Below are 23263 nucleotides of genomic sequence, written 5' to 3' on the forward strand. Positions count from 1 at the left end.
GGGCCCCTCCCGGACTCACCCCATGCGCCGGGGGGCATTACATGTGAAGGCCATGCCCACCCCGAGTCCCCAGGCCAGCCCCCGCGCGTTGCTGGACACCCTGCGCGCGGGCACTCCGCTGTCCGGCTTCCCCGCCGACGCCGTCGAGCGCGCTCGCCCGTTCGCCGCCGAGCCCGCGTCCGCTCCACCCGCCCTCGTCGAGTCCCTTCCGGAGCCGCTCGCGCTCGCCTTGCTCGAGGGCTCGGTCCAGGCTGGCCAGCCCGCGCTCGCCGAGGCTCTGGCGGGCTCGGCCCACAAGCCCCTCGCCAAGGCCGCCAAGAAGGCCCTCTACCAGTTGCGCTCCCGCGGGGTGACGCTCGCCCCGCCCACGCGCCCCACCCCCGCCGAGCCCGTCCGCTCCAGCGCACCCGCGCCCGAGTCCTTCCCCGCCCTGCTCACCAGCATCGACGGCACCGGCGAGCGCGTGCTCGAGCTCGCCCGTCCGCTGCGTGGAGGGGGACTCGAGGCCATCCAGGTCCTCTACTCGGACGAGCACGGCGTGACGCGGTTGCAGGTGAATGACATGAGCCGCGCCGACTACCGACGGGCGGTGAAGCAGGCCACTGCCCCGGGCTCCCAGACGGCCGTGGAGCTGCCCCAGGCCGAGGCGCGCGAGCGGCTGGCCCAGGCCGCGGGCCTCAACGTGAGCACGGGCACCCCGTTTCCCCCAGGACTCGACGCCGTGCTGCGGCACCTGGAGGTGAAGCCCCAGGACAAGCCCCTGGAGATTCCACCCCCCGAGCCCGAGGACGAGCGGCTCGCGGCCGAGGCCCACGCGCTCCACGACGAGGAGGAGATGCGCGGCTGGCTGCCGCCCCTGTCCGAGCTCGAGCGCCTGTCCCACACGGTGGCCGAGCTGCGCGCGAGCCCGCTCGCCCTCACGCCCGCGCAGCGCAACGCGGAGATCCTCCAGGCCGCGCATGCCCAGGCCCGCGCCTTCTTCTCCGCGCCGCGGATGCGCCAGCTCTTCGCGAGCCGCTTGTGGGAGATGGGGCTGCACTTCGAGCGGCTCGGCCAGGAGCGTCCCGCCCGGCTGGCCCGCGCCGAGGCCCGGCGACTCACGCACGGCCCACCCGACGCGCCCTCGCGTTTCGCCGAGCGGCTCTACGAGAAGGCACTGCTCGTCACCCTCGCCCATCGCATGGAGTCCACGTCATCTCCTTCAAGGGAGCGGGGAGAGGGCCCCGAGAGCCCTCGATCCGCGCCCCCCTCACCGCCCGGAGAGCGGCGCAGCCCCGGCGGCATCATCCTCCCCTGAGCGCCAGGGGAGGGCCCGCCCTCAGGCCGACACCCGCGCGTGCAGCAGCAGGTCCAGGTTCTCCAGCTCCCAGGCCTGCGCCCGCGCGAAGTCGTGGAAGCGCCGCTCGTGCTCGAGGAACTCGGGCGGGTGGATGCAGCGCCGGCCGTCCTCGCCCCGGCGGGTGCGGTACACGTGGTGGAGCATCTCGTGGAAGACGATCCACTCCACGAAGTAGCGCGGCACCACGGGCTGATCCAACGCCGGGTGGATGCGGATGACGCGCGAGTCGGCCGAGTAGGAGCCCATCTTGATGCTCTTGCGCGGCCGGGTGACGCGCGGCGCCGGCCCGTAGGTGATGGCCGCGTCGATGCGGCCGCGGAAGTAGCGCTCGTTGAGCCGCTCGAAGATGCGCGCCAGATCGTGATGCTGTCCCACGGGATCCAACCGCAGCCGCTTGCGCATCTGCGCGGGAGAGACCCGGCGGATGTACGCCTTGTTGCGCTCGATGAACTTGTCCAACCCCGCGCTCGCCTCCGCGTCCCCGTGACGCACATAGTCGGCGAGCGCCTGGATGATCTCATCCGGCGCCGCCAGGAACATGTGGTGCAGCCGCACGCGCCACAACGCCCGGTCGCGTTGGAACGTGAGCATCGTGTGCGTGTTGTCGTGAACCTCCACCGCCACCGGGGCCTTGAGCCGGGTCCGCAGCCGACGCTCGAGCACACGCCGCCACACCTTCACCAACCGATTGGGCTCGGGGGCGACGGAGTGCTCGCGGGCGATACGCCCCGCCGGCGAGCTTCGCTTCTTCGCCAGATTCTTCTTCTTCGCACGCGCCATAGACCGGCCGATTCTAGGGACCCGGCTGACATGTGTAAACGCGATGAGGAAGGCAAAACCCCTGGAATTCCAACGGCTTATAGCCACTCCCGCGTACCCTCGCCCACTTGTCCGCAGGACGGGGTGGGGGGCGCATATGGCCCCCTGTTCCCACCCCTAGCGGCGGCCCCGAGGAGCGCAGTCCTGCTTGTCCAGCTTGAAGACGACCGGCCTGGTCGGATCCGCCGGAACCTGGAAACTCTTGGTTTTCGGGGTTCCGGACTGGTTCGGGCAACGGAACTCCACCTGGAGAGTTCCCGGCAACACCGAGAGAAAACCATTGGGTTTCACGCTGGCGGTTCCCACCCACAACTGCGTCCGGGCCGGGGCCTTGAACTGCACGCGCACCCCCACCGCCGAGGTGGGATTCTGGAGGTTCTTCTCCCCCTCCACGGCGTCCGGAGAGGAACCCAGGGAGTCGGGCGCTCGCATGTCCGCCTGGTCGCCCTCCGAGCTACCCGCCCCGTTGGGCTCTGCCCCCGGGGAGGGAGCAGGCGAGCGTCCCTGCGCCGGAGCCGGGGCGTCCGCCGCGGCGCTCCCCGTGCCCGTGCCGGACTCCGGAGCCACGGAGGGATCCGCCGGCGTCTCCGGCGAGGGCGTCTCCGCTTCGCGCGAGGCCTCCTGGCGCGGGGCGGTCATGGTGGAGGTGATCCACCAGGCCGCCACCGCGACCCCCACCCCCAGTACCGCCATGAGCAACACCGCCAGGATCATCTGACGCCGACGCCCCGTCGAGGCCGCGGGTAGCGGCTGGGTATAGGAGCCCAGGTCTCCACCCGCCGTGGTGGACACGTCGTCGTCCAGGTCGTCGTCCGGATCCACCTGGCGCAGCGGCAGGCTGTGCGTACCCGACACCTCGGAGGTGTCCTCGGACGTGGACTCGCCATGGCCGACGGCGGACACGGCACGCGAGGGGCCTCGCTCGTTCAGCGTGGCCACGGAGAGGGCCGACGCGACGGAGGGATCTTCCTCGCCGAAGTCCTCGTCCTCCTCTTCCCGCACCGGAGGTCCCCGGCGGCGATCCAACGAGGCCAGGGAGGGCGTGGACTTGCGCGGAACCAGGGCAGCGCGCCGGCTCGAGGAGAGGCGGCCCAGCCGGTCATGGGTCGTGGACTCATCATCCTCCTCCGCGGCCTTCTCGTCGAGGCGGCGCAGGGCACGGCCCAGGGGACTCGTCTGCTCGGCGCGCCCGCCAGGCTGGGGGCCCACGGCGGTGGGCTCGGCTTCCTCCGCGCCCAGGGCCGCGGCGGCGAGCATGTCCTGTGGGCGGGCCATCTCCGTGCGGGGCTCCTCGCCCTCGGGGTCCACCGCGGGCGGCAGGCCGTGCACGTTGGTGCGCAGGCTGGGCCGGGCGATGAGCCCCGCCGGAGGAGGAGGCAGCACGGGAACCACCGGCGGCAGGGAGGCCACGTCCTTACGGCCGCCGGTAATGGGCACGTGCAGTTGCGTGCGCTCCTCCTCCGCACCGAGCAGGCGCGCGACGTAGGCCGCCACGTCCTGGCTCTGCTTCATCGTCCCCGAGGCGAGCAAGGCCTCGAGGTCCGCCTGCACGTGGGCCGCGCGCTGGTAGCGCTGGGTACGGTCCTTGGCGAGGCACTTCATGACGATGCGCGACAGCTCCTGCGGGTAGCTGTCACGCAGCAGGTGGGGCGGGGACGGGTGCTCCGAGCGGATGGCGAAGAGGATGCCCTCGGTGTTGGCCCGGGAGAAGGGGGAGCGCCCGGTGGTGATCTCATAGAGCATCACCCCCAGCGCGAAGATGTCCGAGCGGTGATCCAGCTTCTCCTGCATGACCTGCTCGGGCGACAGGTAGAGGAACTTGCCCTTGATGACGCCCGGCTTGCTGCGCTCGGCGAAGGCCTCGGCCTTGGCGATGCCGAAGTCCACGAGCTTCACCTGGCCGTTGTAGGCCACCATCACGTTCTGGGGGCTGACGTCCCGGTGGATGAGGCCGAGCGGACGGCCATCCACGCCCTTGGAGTTGTGGGCGTGATCCAGTCCCGCGGCCACCTGGGCGCAGATGCGCGCGGCCACGGCGTAGGGCACCGCGGCGGAGAAGCGCGTCTCCTCGGCGAGGATGCGCCGCAGGTCCACGCCCTCCACGTACTCCATCGCGATGAAGATGCTCTCGTTGATGCGGCCCAGCCCGAACACCTGGACGATGTTCGGGTGGTGGAGCTGGGCGGCGATGCGCGCCTCGTCCAGGAACATCTGGACGAACTCCGGCTCCTCCGTGAGGTACGGGAGGATGCGCTTGATGACCAGCAGCTCCGGGCTGGGCGGTTCCTGGGCGAGGAAGAGCTCCGCCATGCCGCCCGTCGCGAGCCGCTTGACCAGGAGGTACTTGCCGAAGGGGGTGGCAGTCTGGGGAGATTTCTCGGGAATGGCAGCCCCCAAGGCGGACCGGGGTGAGGAGCGCGAACTCGCGCCGAGCTTATCCAAAATCAACCCTCCCCTTGGAGGGGGGGGGTATGTGAACGGGAGCGGGGATACCAGACCCGGCGCCCGTCCGGCTACTTCTCCACCCCTGGAGGGCCCATCATGAAACGCGCGAGCCGGCCCCGGGGCCTCTAACATGGGGGACCATGCCCCCCGCCCCCCATGCCTTCTTCCAGGGCCTGACCCCCACCCTGCACATCTCCCACCGGGGGGGTTCCCGGCTCGCGCCGGAGAACACCCTCCCCGCCTTCCGTCTGGCCGTGGAACGCCACCGCACCCAGATGCTGGAGACGGACGTCCACCTGACGCGGGATGGAGAGCTGGTGGTGGCCCACGACGCCACCCTGGAGCGGTGCACCGACGGCGCCGGGGAGGTGGCCGCCCATACCCTGGCCGAGCTCCAGCGCCTGGACGCCGGCCACCACTTCAGCCCGGACGGGGGGCTCACCCACCCCTTCCGGGGCCAGGGCGTGCGCCTGCCCTCCCTGCGCGAGGTGCTGCGCGCCTTTCCAGACTTGCGCCTGAACATCGAGGTGAAACCGGACGTGCCGGGCGTCGAGGACGCCTTCGCTTCCCTGCTGCGCGAGGAGCGGGCGCTCGGGCGCGTGTGCGTGGGCAGTGAGCTGGATCCGGTGGGTGAGCGCCTCACGCGGGTGCTGCCGGAGGCCTGCCACTTCTACCCCCGTGACGCGCTGACCGCCTTCGTCCTCGCGGTGCGCATGGGCGAACCCATCCCGGAGGATCCCCGCTACCGCGTGCTCGACATGCCCCTGTACTTCGGCGAGGTGCGCCTGGTGGACGAGCTGCTGCTGAACGCGGCGAGGGCCCACGGCAAGTGGATCAACGTGTGGACGGTGGACGACCCCGGGGAGATGCGCCAGCTCGTCGCCGAGGGCGTGGGCGGCATCATGACGGACCGGCCGGATCTGCTCCGCCGAGTCTTGGACGAGTCCCCCAAGCCGCGTTAAGCCCTGGAGCGTCCATGCCCCGCCCACCTTCCCGCAAGCGCGTCTCCCAGGAGCCGGCCGCCGCCGTCCCGGCCCCGCGGTCCACCCTGGCCGCCGGGCCCCCCCCGCCGCCCGCTCCCGAGACGCCCGCGCGCAACACCATGCGCCGCGTGCGCCTGCCCCGGGCCCGCCGCTTCGTGGCCCTGGCGGGCAACATCGGCGCGGGGAAGACGACGGCTGCCAAGCTCATCAGCCAGTCCTTCGGCTTCGAGCTGTTCGACGAGCCCGTCATCGACAACCGCTTCCTCAAGGACTACTACGCCAACATGGGGCGGTGGTCCTTCACCCTCCAGCTCGAGTTCCTCATCCGGCGCGTCGAGCACCACGAGCTCATCCACTCGGTGAAGAAGAGCTGCGTGCAGGATCGCACGCTCTACGAGGATCCGGAGATCTTCGCCAAGTACCTGCATGGGCTCGGACACCTGACGAACGCGGAGCTGGATCTCTACTTCGAGTACTTCCAGCGCCTCACGCGCGGCATCGTGCAGCCCGACCGGGTCATCTGCTTCGACGTGGCCGCGGTGGAGGTGCTGCTCGACCGCATCCGCGAGCGGGGCCGCGAGGAGGAGAAGGGCATCCAGAAGGCCTTCCTGCGCGGGCTCAACGGCTACTACGCCACCTTCCCCGAGGTGCTGAAGACGAAGTATGGCATGGACTGCCTGGTGCTCGACGTGACCACGCAGGACATCCGCACCGGCCGGGGACGCGAGGAGTTCCTCGACCGGATCTCCACCTTCCTCGCCTGAGAGGTAGCACGCCCGTGCCCGAGTTGTCCCCCAAGAGCCCCCGCGACTCCGAAGTGGTGATGACGCAGATGATCCTCCCCTCGGACGCCAACCCGGCCAACGCCGCGTTCGGAGGCCGGGTGATGGAGTGGATCGACATCTGCGGCGCCATCTCCGCCCAGCGCCACTGCCGGCAGATGGTGGTCACCGCCTCCATGGATGACCTGCACTTCCACGCCTCCATCAAGGTGGGTTGGACGGTGACGCTGCACGCGCGCGTCATCGCCACCTTCCGCACCTCCATGGAGGTGGGCGTCACGGTGACGGCGGAAAACCCGCTCACGGGCGACAAGCACCTGACCACCAGCGCCCTGCTCACCTTCGTGGCCATCACCCCGGAAGGCAAGCGCGTGCCGGTGCCCGCGCTGAAGCTGGAGACGGAAGAGGAGCACGCCGCGCTGCGCGAAGCCGAGCAGCGGCGTCAGGAGCGGCTCGCGCGCAAGCCCACGAGCTTCGCCTGGCAGAAGGTCATCAAGCCCGGCATCGCGGGCTGACCATGACCGACCTCAACCCCATCCCCTTCTGGTTTCTCCGCCACGGAGAGACGGACTGGAACGCGCGCCATCTCTCCCAGGGCCAGGTGGACGTCCCGTTGAACGCGGTAGGCCTCGCCCAGGCGGAGCGGGCGGCGCGGGCGCTGGCGGGGCAAGGCATCCGCTCCATTCATGCCAGTACCCTCGGCCGCGCGCGAGTGACGGCGGAGATCGTGGCGGCGCGGCTGGAGCTGCCGGTGAACTTCGATCCCGAACTCCAGGAATGCGCCTTCGGCGTGAGGGAAGGGCAGAAGATGTCCGGCTGGTTCGACGACTGGATCGCCGGCATCGCGACCCCCGAGGGCGCCGAGAGCTTCGCCGCGCTGCGCGAGCGCGCCGTGAAGGCCATCAACCGCGCCACCGCCCATCCCGGCCCGGTGCTGGTCGTGGCGCATGGAGCCCTCTGGCGCGCCGTGCGCCAGGCGGCCGGGCTGGAGGCGAACATCCGCACCCCCAACGCGCTGCCGCTCTGGGTGGAGCCGCCCTCGAGCCATGAGGGCTGGCGCCTCACCGCGGTGGAACAGAGGGCCTGAACCGTCCGCGGTCAGTCCTCGCCCTCTTCCGGGATGGCGCCTTTTGGAAGGAGCCGATGCCCCTCGAAGACCGTCAGTACTTCGATACCGCCGCGGCCCACGCGGTACACGATGCGATAGGAGCGGAGGAGCACCTCTCGGATGTCTTCCCGCTCGATTTCCGGCACGCGGCGCCCGGCCCTGGGCGTGGTGGCGGCGTCGTGGACTCGCCGTCGCAGGCGTTCGACCCATTGCCGTGCGGCACCTGGATCATCCTCCGCGATGTAACGGCCGATGGCGCGCAGATCCCTGACGGAGCGGTGGGTCCACCGGACACGTGCTTTGCGGCTCACGGCTTGAGCTTGCCGAACTCGTCGTCCAGCAGCATGCCAAGCGCCTCATCGGAGACTGCGCGGCCCGCCTCCGCATCGGCGAGTCCTTCACCGACCGCGTCGAGGAATCGGGCACGATGGGAGAGCCTATCGAATTCCTCGGGAGAGAGGAGCACGGCGGCGGGCTTGCCACTTTGGGTGATGACCACCGGACGGCGATGCTCTTTCAACCGGCGCACCACTTCGGAGGCACGAGCCTTGAAATCGGCGATGGGCAGGATGTCCTCTGAGATGTGGAGTGGTTTCATGGTCACCTGGATGGTCATCCTGATGGTCCAAGGATAGACCCGCTTTTGGATTCCCACCAGGGTCGAAGCAGAAGACCTCCCCATCTCGTACAGGAATACGAGCCCCTGTCCGCCTGCTCGGAACCGTTACTCCGTCTCCCGGGGCACGCAAGTGCCCTGGGATTGACCGCGACACAGAGGCGAAGTCCGACTGTAGTACCAAGCCGTCGCGAGAGACGCGTGGGACGACGGGTGTCGATGGACACTCCGCCGAGGCGGTGAGCGACAGCGCATCGCGGCCGAATGCCTGGGTGGACTTACTCGGAAGGGGGGGGCATCGTCAGGCCCTTCACCCGCTCGAGGTTGGCGCGGTGGAAGGTGGCGCCGGTGAGCGTCGCGGCCGCGAAGCTCGAGCGCTCGAGGTTGGCCTTGTCGAAACAGGCATTCGTCAGGTTCGCCCGATCGAACTGGACGCGCTCGAGATTGGCACCCCGGAGGTTGGCGTCCTCGAGGTTGGCGTCGCGCAGGTCGGCCCTCTCGACGTTGGCGGAGCGGAGGTCCGCGTGCGTCAGGTTCGCGCCATCCAGGTCGACGCCCTCCAGGTTGGCGCGCTGGAGATTCACACGGGACAGGTTGGCCTCGCTCAGCCGGGCGTCCTCCAGGTTGGAGCCCTCCAGGTTGGCACCCTCCAGGTTGGCACGCGAGAAGTCCACGCCCTCGAGGTTCGCTCCCTGGGCGTTGATACCCACGAGGTTGGCGCCGATGAGCCGGGCATCCTCCAGGTTGCAGCCCTCGAGGTTGGCGTCGGCCAGGACGACCTCGTGCATCTCGGCGTGCTCCAGGTTCGCGCCGCGCAGGTTGGCCTCGTGGAGGTTGGCACCGGACAAGTCGATGTCCGCCAGATTGGCGTTGCGCAGGTTGGCACCGCGCAGGCTCGCCTGCCGGAGGTCCAGGTCCTCCAGGTTCGCGCCGGAGAGGTTCGCCCCGTCGAGCATGGCCTGGGTGAGCTCGACGCCCGCCTCGCCCGCGGCCTCCAGGGCCTCGCGCAGGTCCCCGTCATGACTGAAGAGTTCCGTCCCCGCCTTGTTGCGAATCTGCGTCCTCATCGTTCGTCCTCCCGGTGACGTGACGCGCACCAATGTACGGGGCGGCTCCAGGTGCCGGTATGACCGGGGGTGCCGAGAAGCATGGCCGAGCGTGCCATAATCCGTGCTCCGTGGCTCGCGCGCGCAAAGAGACGCCCTTCCGGTCCGGGCTGGTGCCGACGCTTCTCCGGCTGGTGCGCTCGCGCGGAGGGGACGCGGACCTGCTCGTCCGCCGCTTCGGTTTCCCGGCCGGAGTGGAGGAGCACGCGGACGCACTCATCACCGCCGGGGACTTCGGCCAGTTGCTGGAGGCGGCCGCGGGAGAGCTGGATGATCCCTTCCTCGCGCTGCGGCTGCCGGTGGAACTGGAACCGCGCCGCTACGGCTTGGGTGAGCTGGCGATGCGCGCGAGCCCCACGGTGCGCGAGGCACTCCTGCGGGTGGTGCGCTACGCCCCGCTGGAGAACGAGCGGCTCGTCTTCGGGTTGGAGGAGCGCGGGCAGGAGGTGGCGCTCACCTGTCACGTGGACGGACATCCCCGGGGACTCACCCGGCACGTCCACGAGTACGCGCTGGCCTCGGTGCTCACGCACGCGCGCCTGTTGACGGGGCTCCCCGTGGTGCCCCGCTCGGTGTGGTTCCTCCACGCGCGGCCGAGGCTCGTGGAGCCCCTGCATCGCTTCTTCGGGACGGAGGAGATTTCCTTCGGTCGCGCCGGGAATGGACTGCTGCTCGACGGGACGTGGATGGAAGCCCGGCTGACCACGGCGGACCCTCGCCTGCTCGTGACGGCCGAGCACCTCGCCGACGAGGCCATGCGCGCGCGGTCCCCGACGAGGGATTTCGCCGCCACCGTGGCCTCTCGCATCGACGAGGCACTCGGGTCCGGAGCGAGCGCGGAAGACATCGCCGCGCGACTGCACATGAGCAAACGCACGCTCCAGCGCCGGCTGGAGGAGGACGGCCTCTCCTACCAGGAGTTGCTGGACCGGGTGCGCGCGGAGAAGGCGCGCTCGCTCGTGGCCGACGAGGACCTCGAGTTGGCGGAGGTGGCCTTTCGGCTGGGCTTCTCGGACGTGAGCAGCTTCAGCCGCTCGTTCCGGCGCTGGACGGGAGTCTCACCGGGCCGCTACCGGCTGCTGAAGTAGGCGAGGCGCCGCCTCGCTCCTGACGGCTCCATGGACGTACCGGGTTTCGTTTTGACCCGCCCCGTGAGGGTGTCCTAGGAAATGAGCACGAGAGCGTCACGTATACAGCACCATCCTCCGTTCCCCCCAGGAGAACCCCATGAAGCGTCCCGTTGCCCTCGGCCTCGCCGCGCTGCTCCTGCCCGCGCTCGCGCTCGCGGCGCAGCAGGAGCCGCCCGTGCAGGCCCCCCAACGTCCCAGCCGCCAGTACTCCATCGAGCAGTTCATGGCGACCACGCGTGTGGAGGACGCCTCGTTCAGCCCGGACGAGCAGAGCGTGCTGCTCTCCTCCAACGAGACCGGCGTCTTCAACGTGTACGCCCAGCCCACGGCGGGCGGCCGGCCCACCGCGCTCACCCGCTCGCGGACGGACAGCACCTACGCCGTCGCCTGGTTTCCCAGGGACGCCCGGGTCCTCTACACGCGCGACCAGGGCGGCAACGAGAACAACCACCTCTACGTGCGCGGGCTCGACGGCAAGGAGAAGGACCTCACGCCGGGCAAGAAGCTCAAGGCGGAGTTCGCCGGCTGGAGCGGTGACGACAGCGCCTTCTACGTGACCACCAACGAGCGCGACCCGCGCTATTTCGACCTCTACCGCTACGACGCGAAGAGCTACGCGCGCACCCGCGTGTACGAGAACACCCAGGGCTTCGACATCGGCGACGTGTCCGCGGACGGCAAGTGGGTGGGCCTGAACAAGTCGAACACCACCGCCGACAGCGACATCCACCTCTACAACACCGAGACGAAGCAGACGAAGCACCTGAGCCCGCACCAGGGCGTGGCCAGCTACACGGTGTCCTCCTTCGACCCGGAGAGCCACGCGCTCTACTTCCTCACCAATGACGGCGGTGAGTTCACCCGCGTGGCGCGCTACGTGCTCGCCACCGGCGCGATCGAGGACGTGGAGAGGACGGACTGGGACGTGATGTACACGGTCTTCTCCAAGCGCGGGAAGTACCGCATCACCGCCATCGACCAGGACGCGCGCACCGTCATCAAGCTGTACGACGCGAAGACGAACCAGCCCGTGGCGCTGCCCGCCCTGCCCGAGGGCGACGTGACCTCGGTGGTGATCTCACCCAGCGAGCAGCGGATGGCCTTCTACGCCTCCAGCGACAGCAGCCCGTCCAACCTCTACGTGCACGACTTCACGAGTGGGAAGACCACGCGGCTCACGGACACGCTCTCCAAGCAGATCGATCCCGAGGATCTGGTGGACGCCGAGGTCGTGCGCTTCCCGAGCTTCGATGGGATGCAGATCCCCAACCTCCTCTTCAAGCCGCACCAGGCCAGCGCCCAGGCGAAAGCGCCCGCGCTGGTGTGGGTGCACGGCGGGCCGGGTGGCCAGACGCGCAAGGGCTACAACGCCTTCATGCAGTACCTCGTCAACCACGGCTACGTGGTGCTGGGCATCAACAACCGCGGCTCCAGCGGCTACGGCAAGAGCTTCTTCACCGCCGATGATGGCAAGCACGGCAAGGAGCCACTCTGGGACTGCGTGGCGGCGAAGAAGTACCTGCAGTCGTTGCCGTACGTGGACGCCGAGCACATCGGCATCATCGGCGGCAGCTACGGCGGATACATGACCCTCGCGGCGCTCGCCTTCCAGCCCGACGTGTTCAACGTGGGCGTGGACATCTTCGGTGTGTCCAACTGGCTGCGCACGCTGGAGAGCGTGCCGCCGTACTGGGCGAGCTTCCGTCAGGCGCTCTACCAGGAGATCGGCGATCCGAAGGTGGACGCGGAGAAGCTGCGCGCGGCCTCGCCCCTGTTCCACGCGGAGAAGATCCAGCGCCCGCTGCTCGTGTTGCAGGGCAAGAACGACCCGCGCGTCATCAAGCCGGAGAGCGACGAAATCGTGCAGGCGGTGAAGAAGAACGGCGTGCCCGTCGAGTACATCGTCTTCCCCGACGAGGGCCACGGCTTCACCAAGAAGAAGAACGAGCTGCGCGCCTACTCGGCCACGCTCGCCTTCCTCGACAAGTACCTCCGGGCGCAGGCTCCGCCAGCGAACAACTAGGGAGACTTCCCTCCGCGCGCCACCGTGGGCACCTTCTGGAGTGATGGAAGGCCCCACCTCCCTCATCGGCTGTGCCGGCTGGAGCCTCGCGAGCGCGGTCGCGGGATTCTTCCCCGCCGGGGGCAGCCACCTGGAGCGCTACGCCCAGGTGCTGCCCGCGGTGGAGATCAACTCGTCCTTCTACCGCCCGCACCGGCCGGCCACCTACGCGCGCTGGCGCGACAGCGTGCCCGCCGCCTTCCGCTTCGCGGTGAAGGTGCCCAAGGTCATCACCCACGAGCGCCGGCTATGCGACGTGGAGGAGCCGCTCGCTCGCTTCCTCGATGAGGTGGGCCACCTGGACGAGAAGCTGGGCTGCCTCCTGGTGCAACTGCCGCCGAGCCTGCGCTTCGAGCCGGCGGTGGCCGGGGCCTTCTTCGAGGGACTGCGCGCGCGCACGCGGGGGGATGTGGTGTGCGAGCCGCGCCACGAGACCTGGTCCTCGGAGGCGGCACAGCGGCTGCTCGCGGACGTGCGCGTGGGGGTGGTGCGCGCCGACCCCCAGGTGGTGCCCGAGGTGCCCGTGCGAGGCGAGGTCGCGTACTACCGGCTGCACGGCTCGCCCAAGATCTACCATTCGGAGTACTCCGAGCCGTTTCTGGACGCGCTCGCCCGCGAGCTGTCGGCGCACCAGCGGGCGGGCCGACGCACCTGGTGCATCTTCGACAACACGGCGAGCTTCGCGGCCGTGCCCAACGCGCTCTCACTGCTGCGGCGCCAACGCGACGAGGCGCCCGGAAGCCGCCCGGAGGCCCCTCGCTGACCTCGGCGAGGGCCCGAGCCTGATAGTGGACCGCCAGACGTCAGTGGACTCGAGTCAATCCCGCGTCAGGGTACGGAACACCGCTGGCAATTCCTCGCTCCCCCACCCCTCGCTGATGGCTCGCTTGTAGTTGGCGAGCAACTCCTTCGGGAAGCGCGCGCTGATACGGGCGTCCTGGCTCAGCCGGACGATGTGCTCGATTGCCGCGACGTGGGTGTTGAGACTGCACTGGTTGCCAGAAAAGTCGTTGCTTTCGATCATGCCCCGCGCGGCGTCGGCGGTGACGGAAACCAACCCGAGGAAGGACTCCTTGTGGGAGAAGAAGGTTTTCGGATCGAGTCCTTCGGCCTTGCACATGGCCGCGGCGTGGAGGAAGGCCATGGAGCTTCCGTAGTAGGCCTCGAGAATCGCGCAGTCGAGTGTCGCGGCGGAACCGATCTTCTCGTCGACGTAGACGGACTTCTTGGCTATCGCCTGGAGGGTGTCGAGGTGCCGGTCGAAGACCGAGCGCGACCCGGCGTAGAAGACCGTCGCGTACTCGGTGGCGACGAAACCCGGGTAGGCGAGTATCGCGGCGTCCAGGTAGTCCACGCCATTCGCCTTCGCCCACTCCAGCCCCTCGCGAGCGTCCGCGGGTGAGCCACTGGTGAGCTGGACGAGGGTCTTTCCGGCAAGTGCCGACGCGATGCCCTTCGAGGAGAACAGCTCGAACCAGGCGGCGTAATTGGACAAGGAGACGACGACGAGCTCCCGGCCCGATACGGCCTCGCTCAGGTTCTCGACCGCGGTCGTGCCACCGCCCACGGCTTTAGCCTTGCTCGCGGTCCTGTTCCAAACCACGACGTCGTGACCCGCCGCGGCGAAGGCTCGTGCCAGTGCGCTTCCCATGAGGCCACTACCGATCACCACGATTTTCGCGGGACTGCTGGGGGCCATGTTCCATCTCCTCTTGTTTCAAGAATCCTTCTCGCGGAAGGCCGGACCCCGGCGGGTGCTGTCACGTACGCCAGCACCCGCCGCGGCGTCTCCCGCGGAGTGACTGTACCGTCCTCGTGCCGAGCTGCGTGGAGCTCGAGCCCAGGCCCGAGTTCGAGCCGGCCCCCTCCAGGTCGCAGTACGTCCAGTTCAGCATCAGCGGGCCTGGGGCGCTGGGGGCCCGCCGGAAGACTGCAGCAGTTGTTGCATGGCGGCCGGGTAGCGGTCCCCCGCGGCGACGTCCCGAGGCGCGATGGCCTCGATGTCGGCGAGGTCCCCCGGGGTGAGCGTGACGTCCAGCGCGCCCAGATTGTCGTCCAGGTACTTGCGCCGCTTGGTGCCCGGGATGGGAACGAGCTCCCTGCCCTGGGCGAGGACCCAGGCGAGTGCGAGCTGCGCCGCCGAGCACTTCTTGCGCTGGGCGAGCTGCTCGATGTGCTCCACCAGCTTCAGGTTGCGCTGGAAGTTCTCCCCCTGGAAGCGCGGCGAGTTGCGGCGGTAGTCGTCCGGCTCCAGGTCCTCGAAGCGCTTGATCTGCCCGGTGAGGAAGCCTCGGCCCAACGGGCTGTAGGGCACGAAGCCCACGCCCAGCTCGCGGCAGGCCTGGAGCACGCCGTCCTCCGGCTCACGGCTCCACAGCGAGTATTCAGTCTGCAGCGCGGTGATGGGGTGCACGGCGCACGCGCGGCGCAGCGTGTCCGCGTTCACCTCGGACAGCCCGAGGTAGCGCACCTTGCCCTGCTTCACCAGCTCCGCCATGGCGCCCACGGTCTCCTCGATGGGCGTATTCGGGTCCACGCGGTGCAGGTAGTACAGGTCGATGACCTCCATGCCCAAGCGCCGAAGGCTGGCCTCGCACGCCTGCTTCACGTACTCGGGGCGGCCATTGACGCCGCGCGCGTTCGGGTTGTTCGGATCCCGGACGATGCCGAACTTCGTGGCCAGCACCACCTTGGCGCGGTGCGGGCGCAGCACCCGGCCCACCAGCTCCTCGTTGCGCCCCGGACCATAGGCATCGGCGGTGTCGAAGAAGGTGATGCCCCGCTCCAGCGCGTGCAGCAACGTGGCCTCCGACTCCGCGTCATCCCGCCCGGCGTAGAAATCGGACATGCCCATGCAGCCCAGGCCCATGGCCGAGACGGTCAGCCCCTGCTTTCCCAGCTTTCGAGTTTCCATGCTCTCCACCTCCAGGTGACTTCACGCGCGCTACAACGTGTGCACTTCTTTCCAGGAGGCGAGCAGACTCCCGTCCGGACCCAGGGCACGGCCGCGCATCGCGCTCTCTTGAGTCCACTCGCCTCCCTGACAGGTCCTACCCAGGGACAACCATCGACTCTACCTTTATTGAAGAGGGTTGCTTGCCCGAAAGCCGGACGCCCAGTCAGTGAACCCATGACGACAACGAAGACAGAACTCCGAAAGTTCGTCGCGCCCGAGATCGTCTACGGCGCGGGGTCGAGGCGTCTGGTGGGCCGCTATGCGCGCAACCTCGGAGCGACCCGGGTGCTCATCGTGTCCGACCCCGGCGTGGTCCTGGCTGGCTGGCTTCGGGAGGTCCTCGCGTCGATGGAGAGCGAGGGAGTGCGCTACCACCTCTTCGTGGGCGTGAGTTCCAACCCCCGGGCCGAAGAGGTCCATCAGGGAGTCCAGGTCTACCTGCAGGAGCACTGCGACGCCATCGTGGCGGTCGGGGGCGGGAGCCCCATGGATTGCGCCAAGGGGATTGGCATCGTCCTGGCCAACAAGGAGCACATCCTCACGTTCGAGGGCGTGGATCGGATCGTCAGGCCAATCCCTCCCCTCATCTGCGTCCCGACGACCGCGGGAAGCTCGGCGGATGTCTCCCAATTCGCGATCATCACGGACACCGTGCGCCATCTGAAGGTCTCCATCATCAGCAAGGCGATCGTCCCCGACATCTCGCTCGTTGACTACGACACCACGAGAACGCTCACTCCCTTTCTCATCGCCTGCTGCGGCATGGATGCCTTCGTGCACGGGCTCGAGGCCTTCGTCTCGAATGCCCATTCGCTCCTCACGGATGTGTATGCGCTCGCGGCGATCTCGCTCATCTGGAACAACCTGCCCGCGGCCATGGAAAACCCCCTCGACGAGGCCGCTCTCCGGCGGTTGATGGACGGCAGCCTCGAGGCCGGGCTCGCCTTCTCGAATACCTCACTCGGCGCCGTTCACGCCATGGCCCATGCCTTGGGAGGGCTCATCGACAATCCTCACGGCGAGGCGAATACCCTCCTCGTCGACCACGTGGTGGCCTTCAACTACGAGGCGGCACCCGAGCGCTTCGACCTGATCGCGCAGCGGCTGGGGCTCGAACCCGCCCGGCTCACACCGGGCAAGCGCAAGGAGGCCCTCGTCTCCGCGCTCCAGCAGCTCAAGCAAGACGCGGGCCTCGCGATGAAGCTGCGGGACAAGGGAATCTCCCGCTCCGACATTCCCTTGCTCGCCCGACATGCCCTCCTGGACCCCTGCATGGCCACGAACCCACGTCGCTTGACGCTCCACGACGTGGAGGTGCTGTATGAACAAGCCTTTTGATGAAACGCCCGAAGGGCCCATGTCCTGGGAGTCCCTGAGAGACTCCATCGTCGGGCTCGGCGAGCGCTCGATTCGCAAGAGCTACTACGGCGCGCTCCAGGAGCGCATCACGGAGCTTGCCCGCTTCCGGAGCCTGCTCGATGCGATCCACGAGGCCATCATCGTCACGGAGTTGCCCGGCCTCCGCGTTCTGGATGCCAACCGGAAGGGGCTATGGATGCTCGGTGCCTCCAACACCGCGCAGCTCTGCCAGCCGCTCGAATCCTTCTTCGCCCCGAACGAGTGGCGCATCCTCGAGGCGTGCGTCCACCCGAGCGAGCGTGAGCCCAGACCGGGCCCCGGGTTGCTGTCGCTCCAGCGGGAGGGCGAGGAACGGGTGCTCGAGCTCTCCATTCGTCAGGATACGTTCGGCCAGCGCCAGTATCTGGTCCTCATCGCTCGCGACGTCACGGAGCGGGTGAGGATCGAGCAAGCGCTCCTCGCGGCGAAGGAGGAGGCGGAGGCCGCGGCTCGAGCGAAGGCGCAGTTCCTCGGCATCGCGTCCCATGAGCTTCGCACCCCCCTCACCTCCCTGCTGCTGCTGCTTCAGCAAGGGGCCCGGCGGACCGGGGAGGCGTGCGGAGGCGAGCTGCTCAACCGGATGCTCCGCCTGGCCCGTCGGCTCGCCGTCCTGGTCGAGGATCTGCTCGAGGTCTCCCGCCTCGAGCACGATCAGATCGTCATGAGGCCCACGCACATCGACCTGAGGACGATCGTGGCCGATGTGGTGGCGGACTTCCGCGCCCGTGCACCCACCCGGCCTTTGAGTCTTCGGCTTCCTCCCGCGCCTGCCTATGTCGAGGCGGACACCCTCCGTGTCGTACAGGTGCTCTCGAATCTCCTGGAGAACGCCATCAAGTACTCACTCGAAGGAGCGCCCGTCGAGGTCCGTCTCGAATTGGTGGAGGCAACCGCTCGTGTGTGGGTCAGCGACCAGGGACCCGGGATCCCCGAGGAACGACGCGCCCAGCTCTTCACGCCTTTCGGACGCCTGAGGGAAGCGGGGCAGGATTCACCAGGGCTTGGACTGGGTCTCTATATTTCCCGCCAGCTCGCCGAGCTCCAGGGAGGGAAGTTGGAGCTGGCACCGTCCCGTGGCGAGGGCACGACCTTCACCTTCACCCTGCCACTCCTCTCCTGGCCGGCCCAGGGGGATATGGAGCAGGAACTCGCCTCCCAGCCAGCCGGATGAAGCGGTCCCACGGAACACCTCACGCCGGGACGGGGCAATCCCAGGCGATGGGCAGGTGCTCGAACCCTCTCAGCATGAAGTATGGCCGGCGGACGGTCGCCGCATCCGTCCGCAGCCGGGGATTCGGCAACCGCCGGAGCAGGTGCTCGAAGGCGATCCTCCCTTCCAGCTTCGCCAGCGCGGCTCCGACGCAGAAGTGGATGCCCTTGCCGAAGGCCAGGTGCTTCTTCGCGTCGGCGCGGCGGATGTCGAAGCGATCCGGCTCGGAGAAACGCGTCTCGTCCCGATTGCCGGACGCATAGACGATGAACACCCGGCTCCCCTTCGGGAGCTGGACTCCGCCGAGCTGCGTCTGCGCGGTCACCGTCCGGAAGAAGCCCCGGATGGGTGCCTCCATCCGCAGCATCTCGTCGATGGCGTTGGGCAGCAGTGTCAGGTCATCCCGCAGGGACTGGAGCTGCTCGGGGGCCTGGAGCAGCAGCCACATGCCATTGCCAATGAGACCCGTCGTCGTCTCGTGGCCCGCGGCCATGAGATCCATGGCGTTACAGACCGCTTCCTGGTGGCTCAGGGGCGCGGTGCCACCCATGACTTGGGGGACCAGGAGCGTGAGCAGATCCTCGCGAGGGTGCTTCCGCCGCTCCTCGAGCTGCTCGATGAAGTAGCGCTGCATCGCGAGGAAGCCGTGCGCGGCCTCCACCTGGCGCTCGAGGGGCGCCGTCGCCGACATCAACAGTGTCTTGTCATCGGACCAGCGCTTGAGCTGCTCCATGTCGGAGCGCGGCACGCCGAGCAGATCGCAGATGATGAGGCCGGGAAGCGCATACGCGAACCGCTGGATCAGATCCGCCTCGCCGTCTCGCACGAAGCCGTCGAGGAGCAGGTCCGCGGTCGCGCGGATCTCCGGTTCCATGGCGGCGATGCGCTGGGCACTCAGGGCCTTGCCGAACACGGCCCGCATCCGGGTGTGGTCCGGAGGGTCGCTCTGGACCAGCGAGACGAACCGGACATACCCCTGCTGGAGCACCTGGAGGACCTCGGGGTGCGGCTCGCTCCGGGCGTCGAGCGCTCCGGCCGACGAGAAGCGCGAGGGATCGTTCTTGACCTCCGCGATGTCCTCGTACCGGGTGACGACCCACAGCTCGAACGGGGCGCTGTAGAAGACCGGGCGCTCCCGCCGCATCCGGGCGTAGAGCGGATAGGGATCTTCAATCTGGTCGGGCGCCATCGGATTGAAGAGTTGGGCGACATCGCCCTGGGAGGGCTCGGCTCGGGAGGACATGTGGCGACGATACGTGAATCGCGCCGGTGCGGACGAGGGTGCCGGGTCCAGCTCCCCGGCCGGTCCATTCCAGCCGGGAGCCCTGCCCAGGATGTTGGCTCAGCTCTCGACGGAGACGGCTGGCTCCGCGGCCTGCCGTGCCTCATCGCAGACCAGCGACGACGCCTCGGACTGCTGGGCCTCGTCGTGGGCCACCGAGGCCGTCTCATCGGAGGACTCGGAGAGGGAGGCACCGCAGAAGCCGTAATCCCCACAAGTAGTGATGCGGCCGGCCCAACAAGTGTCCTCGCAGAAGGCCTCGTAATTACAGACGAGGTAGCACTCCGGTGGGCGGGCCGAAGCGGTGGCGGGGGCGAGAGCGAGAACGGCGGTGGCGGCCAGCAGGGACTTCAAGAGCTTGCTCATGATTCCTCCATCTGTGCGAGTGCGGCCCCGCCACGCTACGGCGCGGGCATCGGGTCTACAAGTCTTCACCCCCGCCGCGCGCCGAGCGCCATTGCCGAGCCCACGAAGGCCCGGACCGCCTTGTAGCCGCGCGGAGGGGGCAGCGCGGTGGTGCTGGCCGTGCCCAACTGGGTGATGCCCTCGGGCACGAGCCGCGCCAGGTTCCAGGTCCCGCCTCCGAACACGAAGTCGCGGCTGGAGCGCAGGGCCGCCGAGAAGAGGTTGCTCGCGAGTGGTCCCACCGTCGTGCCCACCGCGGTGGAGAACCGCTCGAACGTGGCGATGGGCTCTCCCCGCGAGAAGGTGTCCGGGTCCGCGAAGTCTCCGCACGGCTCGCGGTTGAGATACAGCGTGAAGACACCGGTTGCATCCAGCGACACCGACAGGTCCCCATTCTGGAGCGTCTGGACGCGGAAGGGCTCGGCGCGGAAGGTGAAGAAGGCGGTGGCCTCGCCCGGAGGGCCGTTGAAGAGCGGCCCGAGGCCACCGAGATGCGCGAAGTACCCCAGGTCCAGCTGCTGGCCATCCTGCGCCTCGTAGAAGCGCCCGATGGCGTACCAGACGACGCCCGCGATGGGATGAAGGTCCATGCGGCCCAGGATCGCTCGCGCCGCTCGGTCAGGGAAGCCGCGAGACCGGAACGCCGTAACGGACCTCGACCGGGGCGAAGCCCTGGCCTCCCTGGCTCGCCTTCTTCGACAGCCGGAGCACGAGGCCGAGCACGGTGAACATGAGGTGCTCGACGAACATCGGTGCCATGACCATGCGGTGCACGCGGGTCTGCATGGCCTGGATCCGCTCGGCCTCGGGGCGGCGCTCGGCCTCGATCTTCTGGAAGACCGCCTCATCGAGGGGCTGGCCCCCGCGGATCGCGTCGAGCAGGTGGTTGGCGGCGGCGAAGCTGTCGCGCAGCGCCAGGTTCAAGCCCTGCCCTCCGGAGGGAGACATGGTGTGCGCCGCGTCTCCCAGGAACAGCAGCCCGGGCACGAACCAGCGCTCCAGCCTGTCGACGATGACGCGGAGGAACTGGCTCTCGGTGCGCTCATCGAGCTTCGCCTCGACGTGGGGGCGCAACCGGGCGGGGATCGTCGGCAGCAGTTGGCGCCGCAGCTCGGGGATGTTCTTGCGCAGCCCACCGAGATCCCCAGGCGCGCTGTAGGCCACCTGGAGCCGCGAGCGCGTCGTCGGGAAGAGCACGGTCACCACGCCCTTGCCGAACATGTGGACGTCCACGCCCTCGGGGAGCGCCTGGGGCTGGTCCGAGAAGTCGAAGCGCAGCCACACCACATCCGCGGGCACCTGGGTGGACTCGACCTGGAGGCCCACGTCCTTGCGCAACCCACTGTTCCGGCCACTACAGTCCACGAAGAGCTCGCCCTCGACACGGCCCTCGGCGCCTTCATGGCGCGTCTCGAGTGCCACCACCCGCCCGTTCTCACGCACCGTCCGGAGGGCGGTGGTGCCGAAGTCGAGCCGGTAGTGCGGATGGCGGCCACACAGCTCGTGGAGGACCTGGAGGAACCCGGCCTGGGAGATCAACGACCCGCGCTCCTGGCCGCCCGGGACCATGACGCGCCGACGCTCCCCCACGAACAGCCGCCGCTCGATGTTCGGGAGCGCCACCCCGCGCTCCACGAGCAGGGGGAGCAGGCCGAGCGCCTCCAGTGGACCGAGCGCCGCGGGCTGGATGAGCTCGCCGCGGAACTCGCGCTCGAAGTCGGGGTGCCGTTCGAGCACGCGAACCGGGACGCCATTGGAGACCAGTTGATAGGCGAGCATCATGCCGGCCGGGCCCGCGCCGATGATGACCACCTGGGGATTCGGTTGCCGTGACATGCGGGGGACTGTAGCCGCCGGGGCCATCCGCCGCCGAACCGAGGCCCCGAGGATCCAATCGGCGGGTGAACCGTCAACGCCTGGGGTCATCCGGATGCCGTCCCTCCGCTTTCCAGGAACCCACCATGCGCCGACTCCTGCCCTTGCTCGCCCTGTTGCACACCGCGTGCGCGGAGAAGCCCCCACCCGGCTCCACCCCCAAACTCCAGGGGAGTCTGACCATCCACACCCACCACGCCGACCGCGCGGATTGGCGCACGCGCTACCCGAGTGTGTACGTCCTGCTCGGAGACGGAAGCCGCTTCCTCCAGCCCCTGGATGACCAGGGCACGGCCCGCTTCGAGGACCCCTCCCTCGTGGGAGCCCAGGACGTCACCGTCGTGGAGGTGCAGGGCACCGGAGGCCTGGTGCTCCACACCCTGCTCGCGGTGGACGAGCCGGAGTTGGAACTGCCCTATGGCTACAACGAACCGTTTTCGACGGCGATCGAGACGAAGCAGGCCCAGGTCACCGGCAAGGTGACGGGCGCGAGCGGGGCTGGCACCGTGAGCACCCAGGTGGTGAGCGAGGCGTTCTCCGGCCGGACTCCCACGCAAACCGCGCCCCCTGGCACCTTCAGCCTCGAGGTCTGGGGCGCCACGCCTGGCCGGCTCTCCCTCTTCGCCTCCGAGACCCGGTCCAGTGACCACGGGGTCCTGCGTGTGGGAATGAAGCGGGACGTCGCCGTGGGGGGTGGGCAGGCCGTCACCGGCCAGGACATCGCCCTCGACCACCCCGTGGACCAGACGCTCGGCGTCACGGTGACGGGCCTGGAGCCCTACGGAACCCGGGTGAATGCCTTTCTCACCTACTCCGAGGGCACCCAGGAGCTCTTCAGCACGGGGACAACGAGCACCCCCCCCTTGTCCCTGCCCGCCATCGCGCGGACGGCGCCGTTCGACACCACCCAGATGAGGGTCGGCGTGGGAGCGGGCGATGAAGATACGCTGCCCGCGGGATTCTCGGAGGCGACCCTCCGCGTGGGAGCGGCCTCCCCCGTGGCCGTCACACTCCTCGCGCCGGTGCTCCTCTCTTCACCCGTCCTGGGCACGCGGGACGCCGTGGGGACCGCTTCACGCGACGGCTTCGCCTTCCGATGGAGTGCCGACCCCACCGCCCGGTTCGTGAAGCTGGCCTTCATGAACTTCTCCCGGACCGGAGACAAGTTCATCTTCTGGGACGTGTTGGCTCCCGCGTCCACCACCTCCTTCACCCCCTTCCAGCTCCCCGAAGGGGTCGCCCCCCGCGACACGCTCGAGGCGGGCCTGTACGCCATCGAAGCCCGGTCGCTCGACTACGGGGACGGCCATGGCGTGTGGGACTACATCCAGTACTCCCTGAACCCGGACCCGCTCCGGGAACAGCGCGAGACCGAGGTGCAGGGCTACGTGATGGTGCGATAACCCCCTCCAGAAGAACTGGAACGACCCCGGGGAGCTTTTTACAGGATGACCCTGCAACTGTCCTGGAGTCGCACCCCGCCGATTCTCCTATCCCGCTGAAATCAAAGGAGTCTCGGGCAGCGCGGGGACTCGGCACGACGAATGCTAATGCCCTTCCCCGTGGTCGCCAGGGGGCGACGCGAAGTACGGGGCAGGTCGGGGCAGTACGGGGTTGGGCGGGTCGGGGCAGTACGGGGTTGGGCGGGTCGGGGCGGTACAGACGGCTCAAGGTGTGTGGGTACGGGGATGGGGAGCCGGTCCTTGACGGCACAGTCAGGTCGCGAGGACCGGTTCACCTCATCCAG

The 23263-nt window shown here is 68.9% G+C and carries 22 protein-coding genes; 11 read left to right on the top strand and 11 right to left on the bottom strand.

What is annotated here, in order from left to right:
• The first annotated feature begins 52 nt into the window (after window positions 1–52).
• On the top strand, window positions 53–1297 hold the full coding sequence (locus D187_RS10130) for a hypothetical protein (RefSeq protein WP_043428992.1): 1245 nt from the start codon (window positions 53–55) through the stop codon (window positions 1295–1297).
• 21 nt (window positions 1298–1318) lie between these two features.
• Here the strand turns inward: D187_RS10130 and D187_RS10135 are convergent, their stop codons facing one another.
• Both D187_RS10135 and D187_RS56990 read right to left on the bottom strand, forming a co-directional pair.
• On the bottom strand, window positions 1319–2119 hold the full coding sequence (locus tag D187_RS10135) for a hypothetical protein (protein WP_002625214.1): 801 nt from the start codon (window positions 2117–2119) through the stop codon (window positions 1319–1321).
• 156 nt (window positions 2120–2275) lie between these two features.
• Window positions 2276–4606, bottom strand: a complete 2331-nt coding sequence (locus tag D187_RS56990; RefSeq protein ID WP_245591664.1) for a serine/threonine-protein kinase — start codon at window positions 4604–4606, stop codon at window positions 2276–2278.
• 137 nt (window positions 4607–4743) lie between these two features.
• Between D187_RS56990 and D187_RS10145 the strand changes: the two genes are divergently transcribed.
• From D187_RS10145 to D187_RS10160, 4 genes are read left to right on the top strand one after another with little or no spacing between them, the layout of a single operon-like run.
• Complete coding sequence (locus D187_RS10145; protein WP_002625219.1) at window positions 4744–5565, top strand: glycerophosphodiester phosphodiesterase family protein; 822 nt, start codon at window positions 4744–4746, stop codon at window positions 5563–5565.
• A 14-nt stretch (window positions 5566–5579) separates the two neighbouring features.
• Window positions 5580–6350 (top strand): deoxynucleoside kinase, encoded by a 771-nt coding sequence (locus D187_RS10150; RefSeq protein WP_002625221.1) that lies wholly within the window; start codon window positions 5580–5582, stop codon window positions 6348–6350.
• Between the two features lie 14 nt (window positions 6351–6364).
• On the top strand, window positions 6365–6883 hold the full coding sequence (locus tag D187_RS10155; RefSeq protein WP_002625223.1) for an acyl-CoA thioesterase: 519 nt from the start codon (window positions 6365–6367) through the stop codon (window positions 6881–6883).
• A 2-nt stretch (window positions 6884–6885) separates the two neighbouring features.
• Window positions 6886–7455: a histidine phosphatase family protein gene (locus D187_RS10160; protein WP_002625225.1), complete on the top strand. Its 570-nt coding sequence runs from the start codon at window positions 6886–6888 to the stop codon at window positions 7453–7455.
• Between the two features lie 11 nt (window positions 7456–7466).
• Here the strand turns inward: D187_RS10160 and D187_RS51595 are convergent, their stop codons facing one another.
• From D187_RS51595 to D187_RS10175, 3 genes are all read right to left on the bottom strand, one after another.
• Window positions 7467–7787 (bottom strand): type II toxin-antitoxin system RelE/ParE family toxin, encoded by a 321-nt coding sequence (locus D187_RS51595; RefSeq protein WP_076606126.1) that lies wholly within the window; start codon window positions 7785–7787, stop codon window positions 7467–7469.
• Complete coding sequence (locus D187_RS10170) at window positions 7784–8092, bottom strand: type II toxin-antitoxin system Phd/YefM family antitoxin (protein WP_002625230.1); 309 nt, start codon at window positions 8090–8092, stop codon at window positions 7784–7786. Before D187_RS10170 ends, D187_RS51595 begins: the two co-directional genes overlap by 4 nt.
• Before the next feature lie 278 nt (window positions 8093–8370).
• On the bottom strand, window positions 8371–9159 hold the full coding sequence (locus tag D187_RS10175; protein WP_002625233.1) for a pentapeptide repeat-containing protein: 789 nt from the start codon (window positions 9157–9159) through the stop codon (window positions 8371–8373).
• A gap of 152 nt (window positions 9160–9311) precedes the next feature.
• Between D187_RS10175 and D187_RS10180 the strand changes: the two genes are divergently transcribed.
• The 3 genes from D187_RS10180 to D187_RS10190 all read left to right on the top strand — a co-directional run bounded on the left by D187_RS10180 (window position 9312) and on the right by D187_RS10190 (window position 13153).
• The gene (locus D187_RS10180) at window positions 9312–10286 is read left to right on the top strand and encodes an AraC family transcriptional regulator (protein ID WP_002625234.1); all 975 of its coding nucleotides are present in this window, start codon (window positions 9312–9314) and stop codon (window positions 10284–10286) included.
• A 139-nt stretch (window positions 10287–10425) separates the two neighbouring features.
• On the top strand, window positions 10426–12351 hold the full coding sequence (locus tag D187_RS10185) for a S9 family peptidase (RefSeq protein ID WP_002625236.1): 1926 nt from the start codon (window positions 10426–10428) through the stop codon (window positions 12349–12351).
• A 43-nt stretch (window positions 12352–12394) separates the two neighbouring features.
• A complete protein-coding gene (locus D187_RS10190) occupies window positions 12395–13153 on the top strand; it encodes a DUF72 domain-containing protein (protein ID WP_002625238.1) in 759 nt (252 codons plus the stop codon).
• A gap of 54 nt (window positions 13154–13207) precedes the next feature.
• Here D187_RS10190 and D187_RS10195 read toward each other — a convergent pair whose 3' ends face one another.
• Both D187_RS10195 and D187_RS10200 read right to left on the bottom strand, forming a co-directional pair.
• Window positions 13208–14089: an NAD(P)-dependent oxidoreductase gene (locus tag D187_RS10195; RefSeq protein ID WP_002625239.1), complete on the bottom strand. Its 882-nt coding sequence runs from the start codon at window positions 14087–14089 to the stop codon at window positions 13208–13210.
• Between the two features lie 195 nt (window positions 14090–14284).
• Window positions 14285–15304 (bottom strand): aldo/keto reductase, encoded by a 1020-nt coding sequence (locus tag D187_RS10200; RefSeq protein WP_043428995.1) that lies wholly within the window; start codon window positions 15302–15304, stop codon window positions 14285–14287.
• A gap of 216 nt (window positions 15305–15520) precedes the next feature.
• Here D187_RS10200 and ercA point away from each other — a divergent pair, with 216 nt between their 5' ends.
• A complete protein-coding gene (ercA, locus tag D187_RS10205) occupies window positions 15521–16684 on the top strand; it encodes an alcohol dehydrogenase-like regulatory protein ErcA (protein WP_002625241.1) in 1164 nt (387 codons plus the stop codon).
• Complete coding sequence (locus D187_RS49745) at window positions 16668–17915, top strand: ATP-binding protein (protein ID WP_002625242.1); 1248 nt, start codon at window positions 16668–16670, stop codon at window positions 17913–17915. The genes ercA and D187_RS49745 overlap by 17 nt, the downstream gene beginning before the upstream one ends.
• A 19-nt stretch (window positions 17916–17934) precedes the next feature.
• Here the strand turns inward: D187_RS49745 and D187_RS10215 are convergent, their stop codons facing one another.
• The 4 genes from D187_RS10215 to D187_RS10230 form a co-directional block, all read right to left on the bottom strand.
• A complete protein-coding gene (locus tag D187_RS10215) occupies window positions 17935–19197 on the bottom strand; it encodes a cytochrome P450 (RefSeq protein WP_002625243.1) in 1263 nt (420 codons plus the stop codon).
• 99 nt (window positions 19198–19296) lie between these two features.
• Window positions 19297–19602, bottom strand: a complete 306-nt coding sequence (locus tag D187_RS10220; RefSeq protein ID WP_002625244.1) for a hypothetical protein — start codon at window positions 19600–19602, stop codon at window positions 19297–19299.
• Window positions 19603–19667: 65 nt separating this feature from the next.
• The gene (locus D187_RS10225; RefSeq protein WP_002625245.1) at window positions 19668–20231 is read right to left on the bottom strand and encodes a hypothetical protein; all 564 of its coding nucleotides are present in this window, start codon (window positions 20229–20231) and stop codon (window positions 19668–19670) included.
• Between the two features lie 28 nt (window positions 20232–20259).
• Window positions 20260–21477, bottom strand: coding sequence for an FAD-dependent monooxygenase (locus D187_RS10230; RefSeq protein WP_155893278.1), 1218 nt, complete (start codon window positions 21475–21477; stop codon window positions 20260–20262).
• Between the two features lie 125 nt (window positions 21478–21602).
• Between D187_RS10230 and D187_RS10235 the strand changes: the two genes are divergently transcribed.
• Window positions 21603–22919, top strand: a complete 1317-nt coding sequence (locus D187_RS10235) for a hypothetical protein (protein ID WP_002625247.1) — start codon at window positions 21603–21605, stop codon at window positions 22917–22919.
• Window positions 22920–23263: the final 344 nt, after the last annotated feature.

The sequence above is a fragment of the Cystobacter fuscus DSM 2262 genome (assembly GCF_000335475.2).
Taxonomy (GTDB): Bacteria; Myxococcota; Myxococcia; order Myxococcales; family Myxococcaceae; genus Cystobacter; species Cystobacter fuscus.

Excerpts from the sequence above, each read along its gene's own strand:
- D187_RS10130 (WP_043428992.1), top strand. The coding sequence starts at position 53 with ATGCCCACCCCGAGTCCCCAGGCCAGCCCCCGCGCGTTGCTGGACACC.
- D187_RS10135 (WP_002625214.1), bottom strand. The coding sequence starts at position 2,119 with ATGGCGCGTGCGAAGAAGAAGAATCTGGCGAAGAAGCGAAGCTCGCCG.
- D187_RS10145 (WP_002625219.1), top strand. The coding sequence starts at position 4,744 with ATGCCCCCCGCCCCCCATGCCTTCTTCCAGGGCCTGACCCCCACCCTG.
- D187_RS10150 (WP_002625221.1), top strand. The coding sequence starts at position 5,580 with ATGCCCCGCCCACCTTCCCGCAAGCGCGTCTCCCAGGAGCCGGCCGCC.
- D187_RS10160 (WP_002625225.1), top strand. The coding sequence starts at position 6,886 with ATGACCGACCTCAACCCCATCCCCTTCTGGTTTCTCCGCCACGGAGAG.
- D187_RS10170 (WP_002625230.1), bottom strand. The coding sequence starts at position 8,092 with ATGACCATCCAGGTGACCATGAAACCACTCCACATCTCAGAGGACATC.
- D187_RS10175 (WP_002625233.1), bottom strand. The coding sequence starts at position 9,159 with ATGAGGACGCAGATTCGCAACAAGGCGGGGACGGAACTCTTCAGTCAT.
- D187_RS10185 (WP_002625236.1), top strand. The coding sequence starts at position 10,426 with ATGAAGCGTCCCGTTGCCCTCGGCCTCGCCGCGCTGCTCCTGCCCGCG.
- D187_RS10190 (WP_002625238.1), top strand. The coding sequence starts at position 12,395 with ATGGAAGGCCCCACCTCCCTCATCGGCTGTGCCGGCTGGAGCCTCGCG.
- D187_RS10195 (WP_002625239.1), bottom strand. The coding sequence starts at position 14,089 with ATGGCCCCCAGCAGTCCCGCGAAAATCGTGGTGATCGGTAGTGGCCTC.
- D187_RS10200 (WP_043428995.1), bottom strand. The coding sequence starts at position 15,304 with ATGGAAACTCGAAAGCTGGGAAAGCAGGGGCTGACCGTCTCGGCCATG.
- ercA (WP_002625241.1), top strand. The coding sequence starts at position 15,521 with ATGACGACAACGAAGACAGAACTCCGAAAGTTCGTCGCGCCCGAGATC.
- D187_RS49745 (WP_002625242.1), top strand. The coding sequence starts at position 16,668 with ATGAACAAGCCTTTTGATGAAACGCCCGAAGGGCCCATGTCCTGGGAG.
- D187_RS10215 (WP_002625243.1), bottom strand. The coding sequence starts at position 19,197 with ATGTCCTCCCGAGCCGAGCCCTCCCAGGGCGATGTCGCCCAACTCTTC.
- D187_RS10220 (WP_002625244.1), bottom strand. The coding sequence starts at position 19,602 with ATGAGCAAGCTCTTGAAGTCCCTGCTGGCCGCCACCGCCGTTCTCGCT.
- D187_RS10225 (WP_002625245.1), bottom strand. The coding sequence starts at position 20,231 with ATGGACCTTCATCCCATCGCGGGCGTCGTCTGGTACGCCATCGGGCGC.
- D187_RS10230 (WP_155893278.1), bottom strand. The coding sequence starts at position 21,477 with ATGTCACGGCAACCGAATCCCCAGGTGGTCATCATCGGCGCGGGCCCG.
- D187_RS10235 (WP_002625247.1), top strand. The coding sequence starts at position 21,603 with ATGCGCCGACTCCTGCCCTTGCTCGCCCTGTTGCACACCGCGTGCGCG.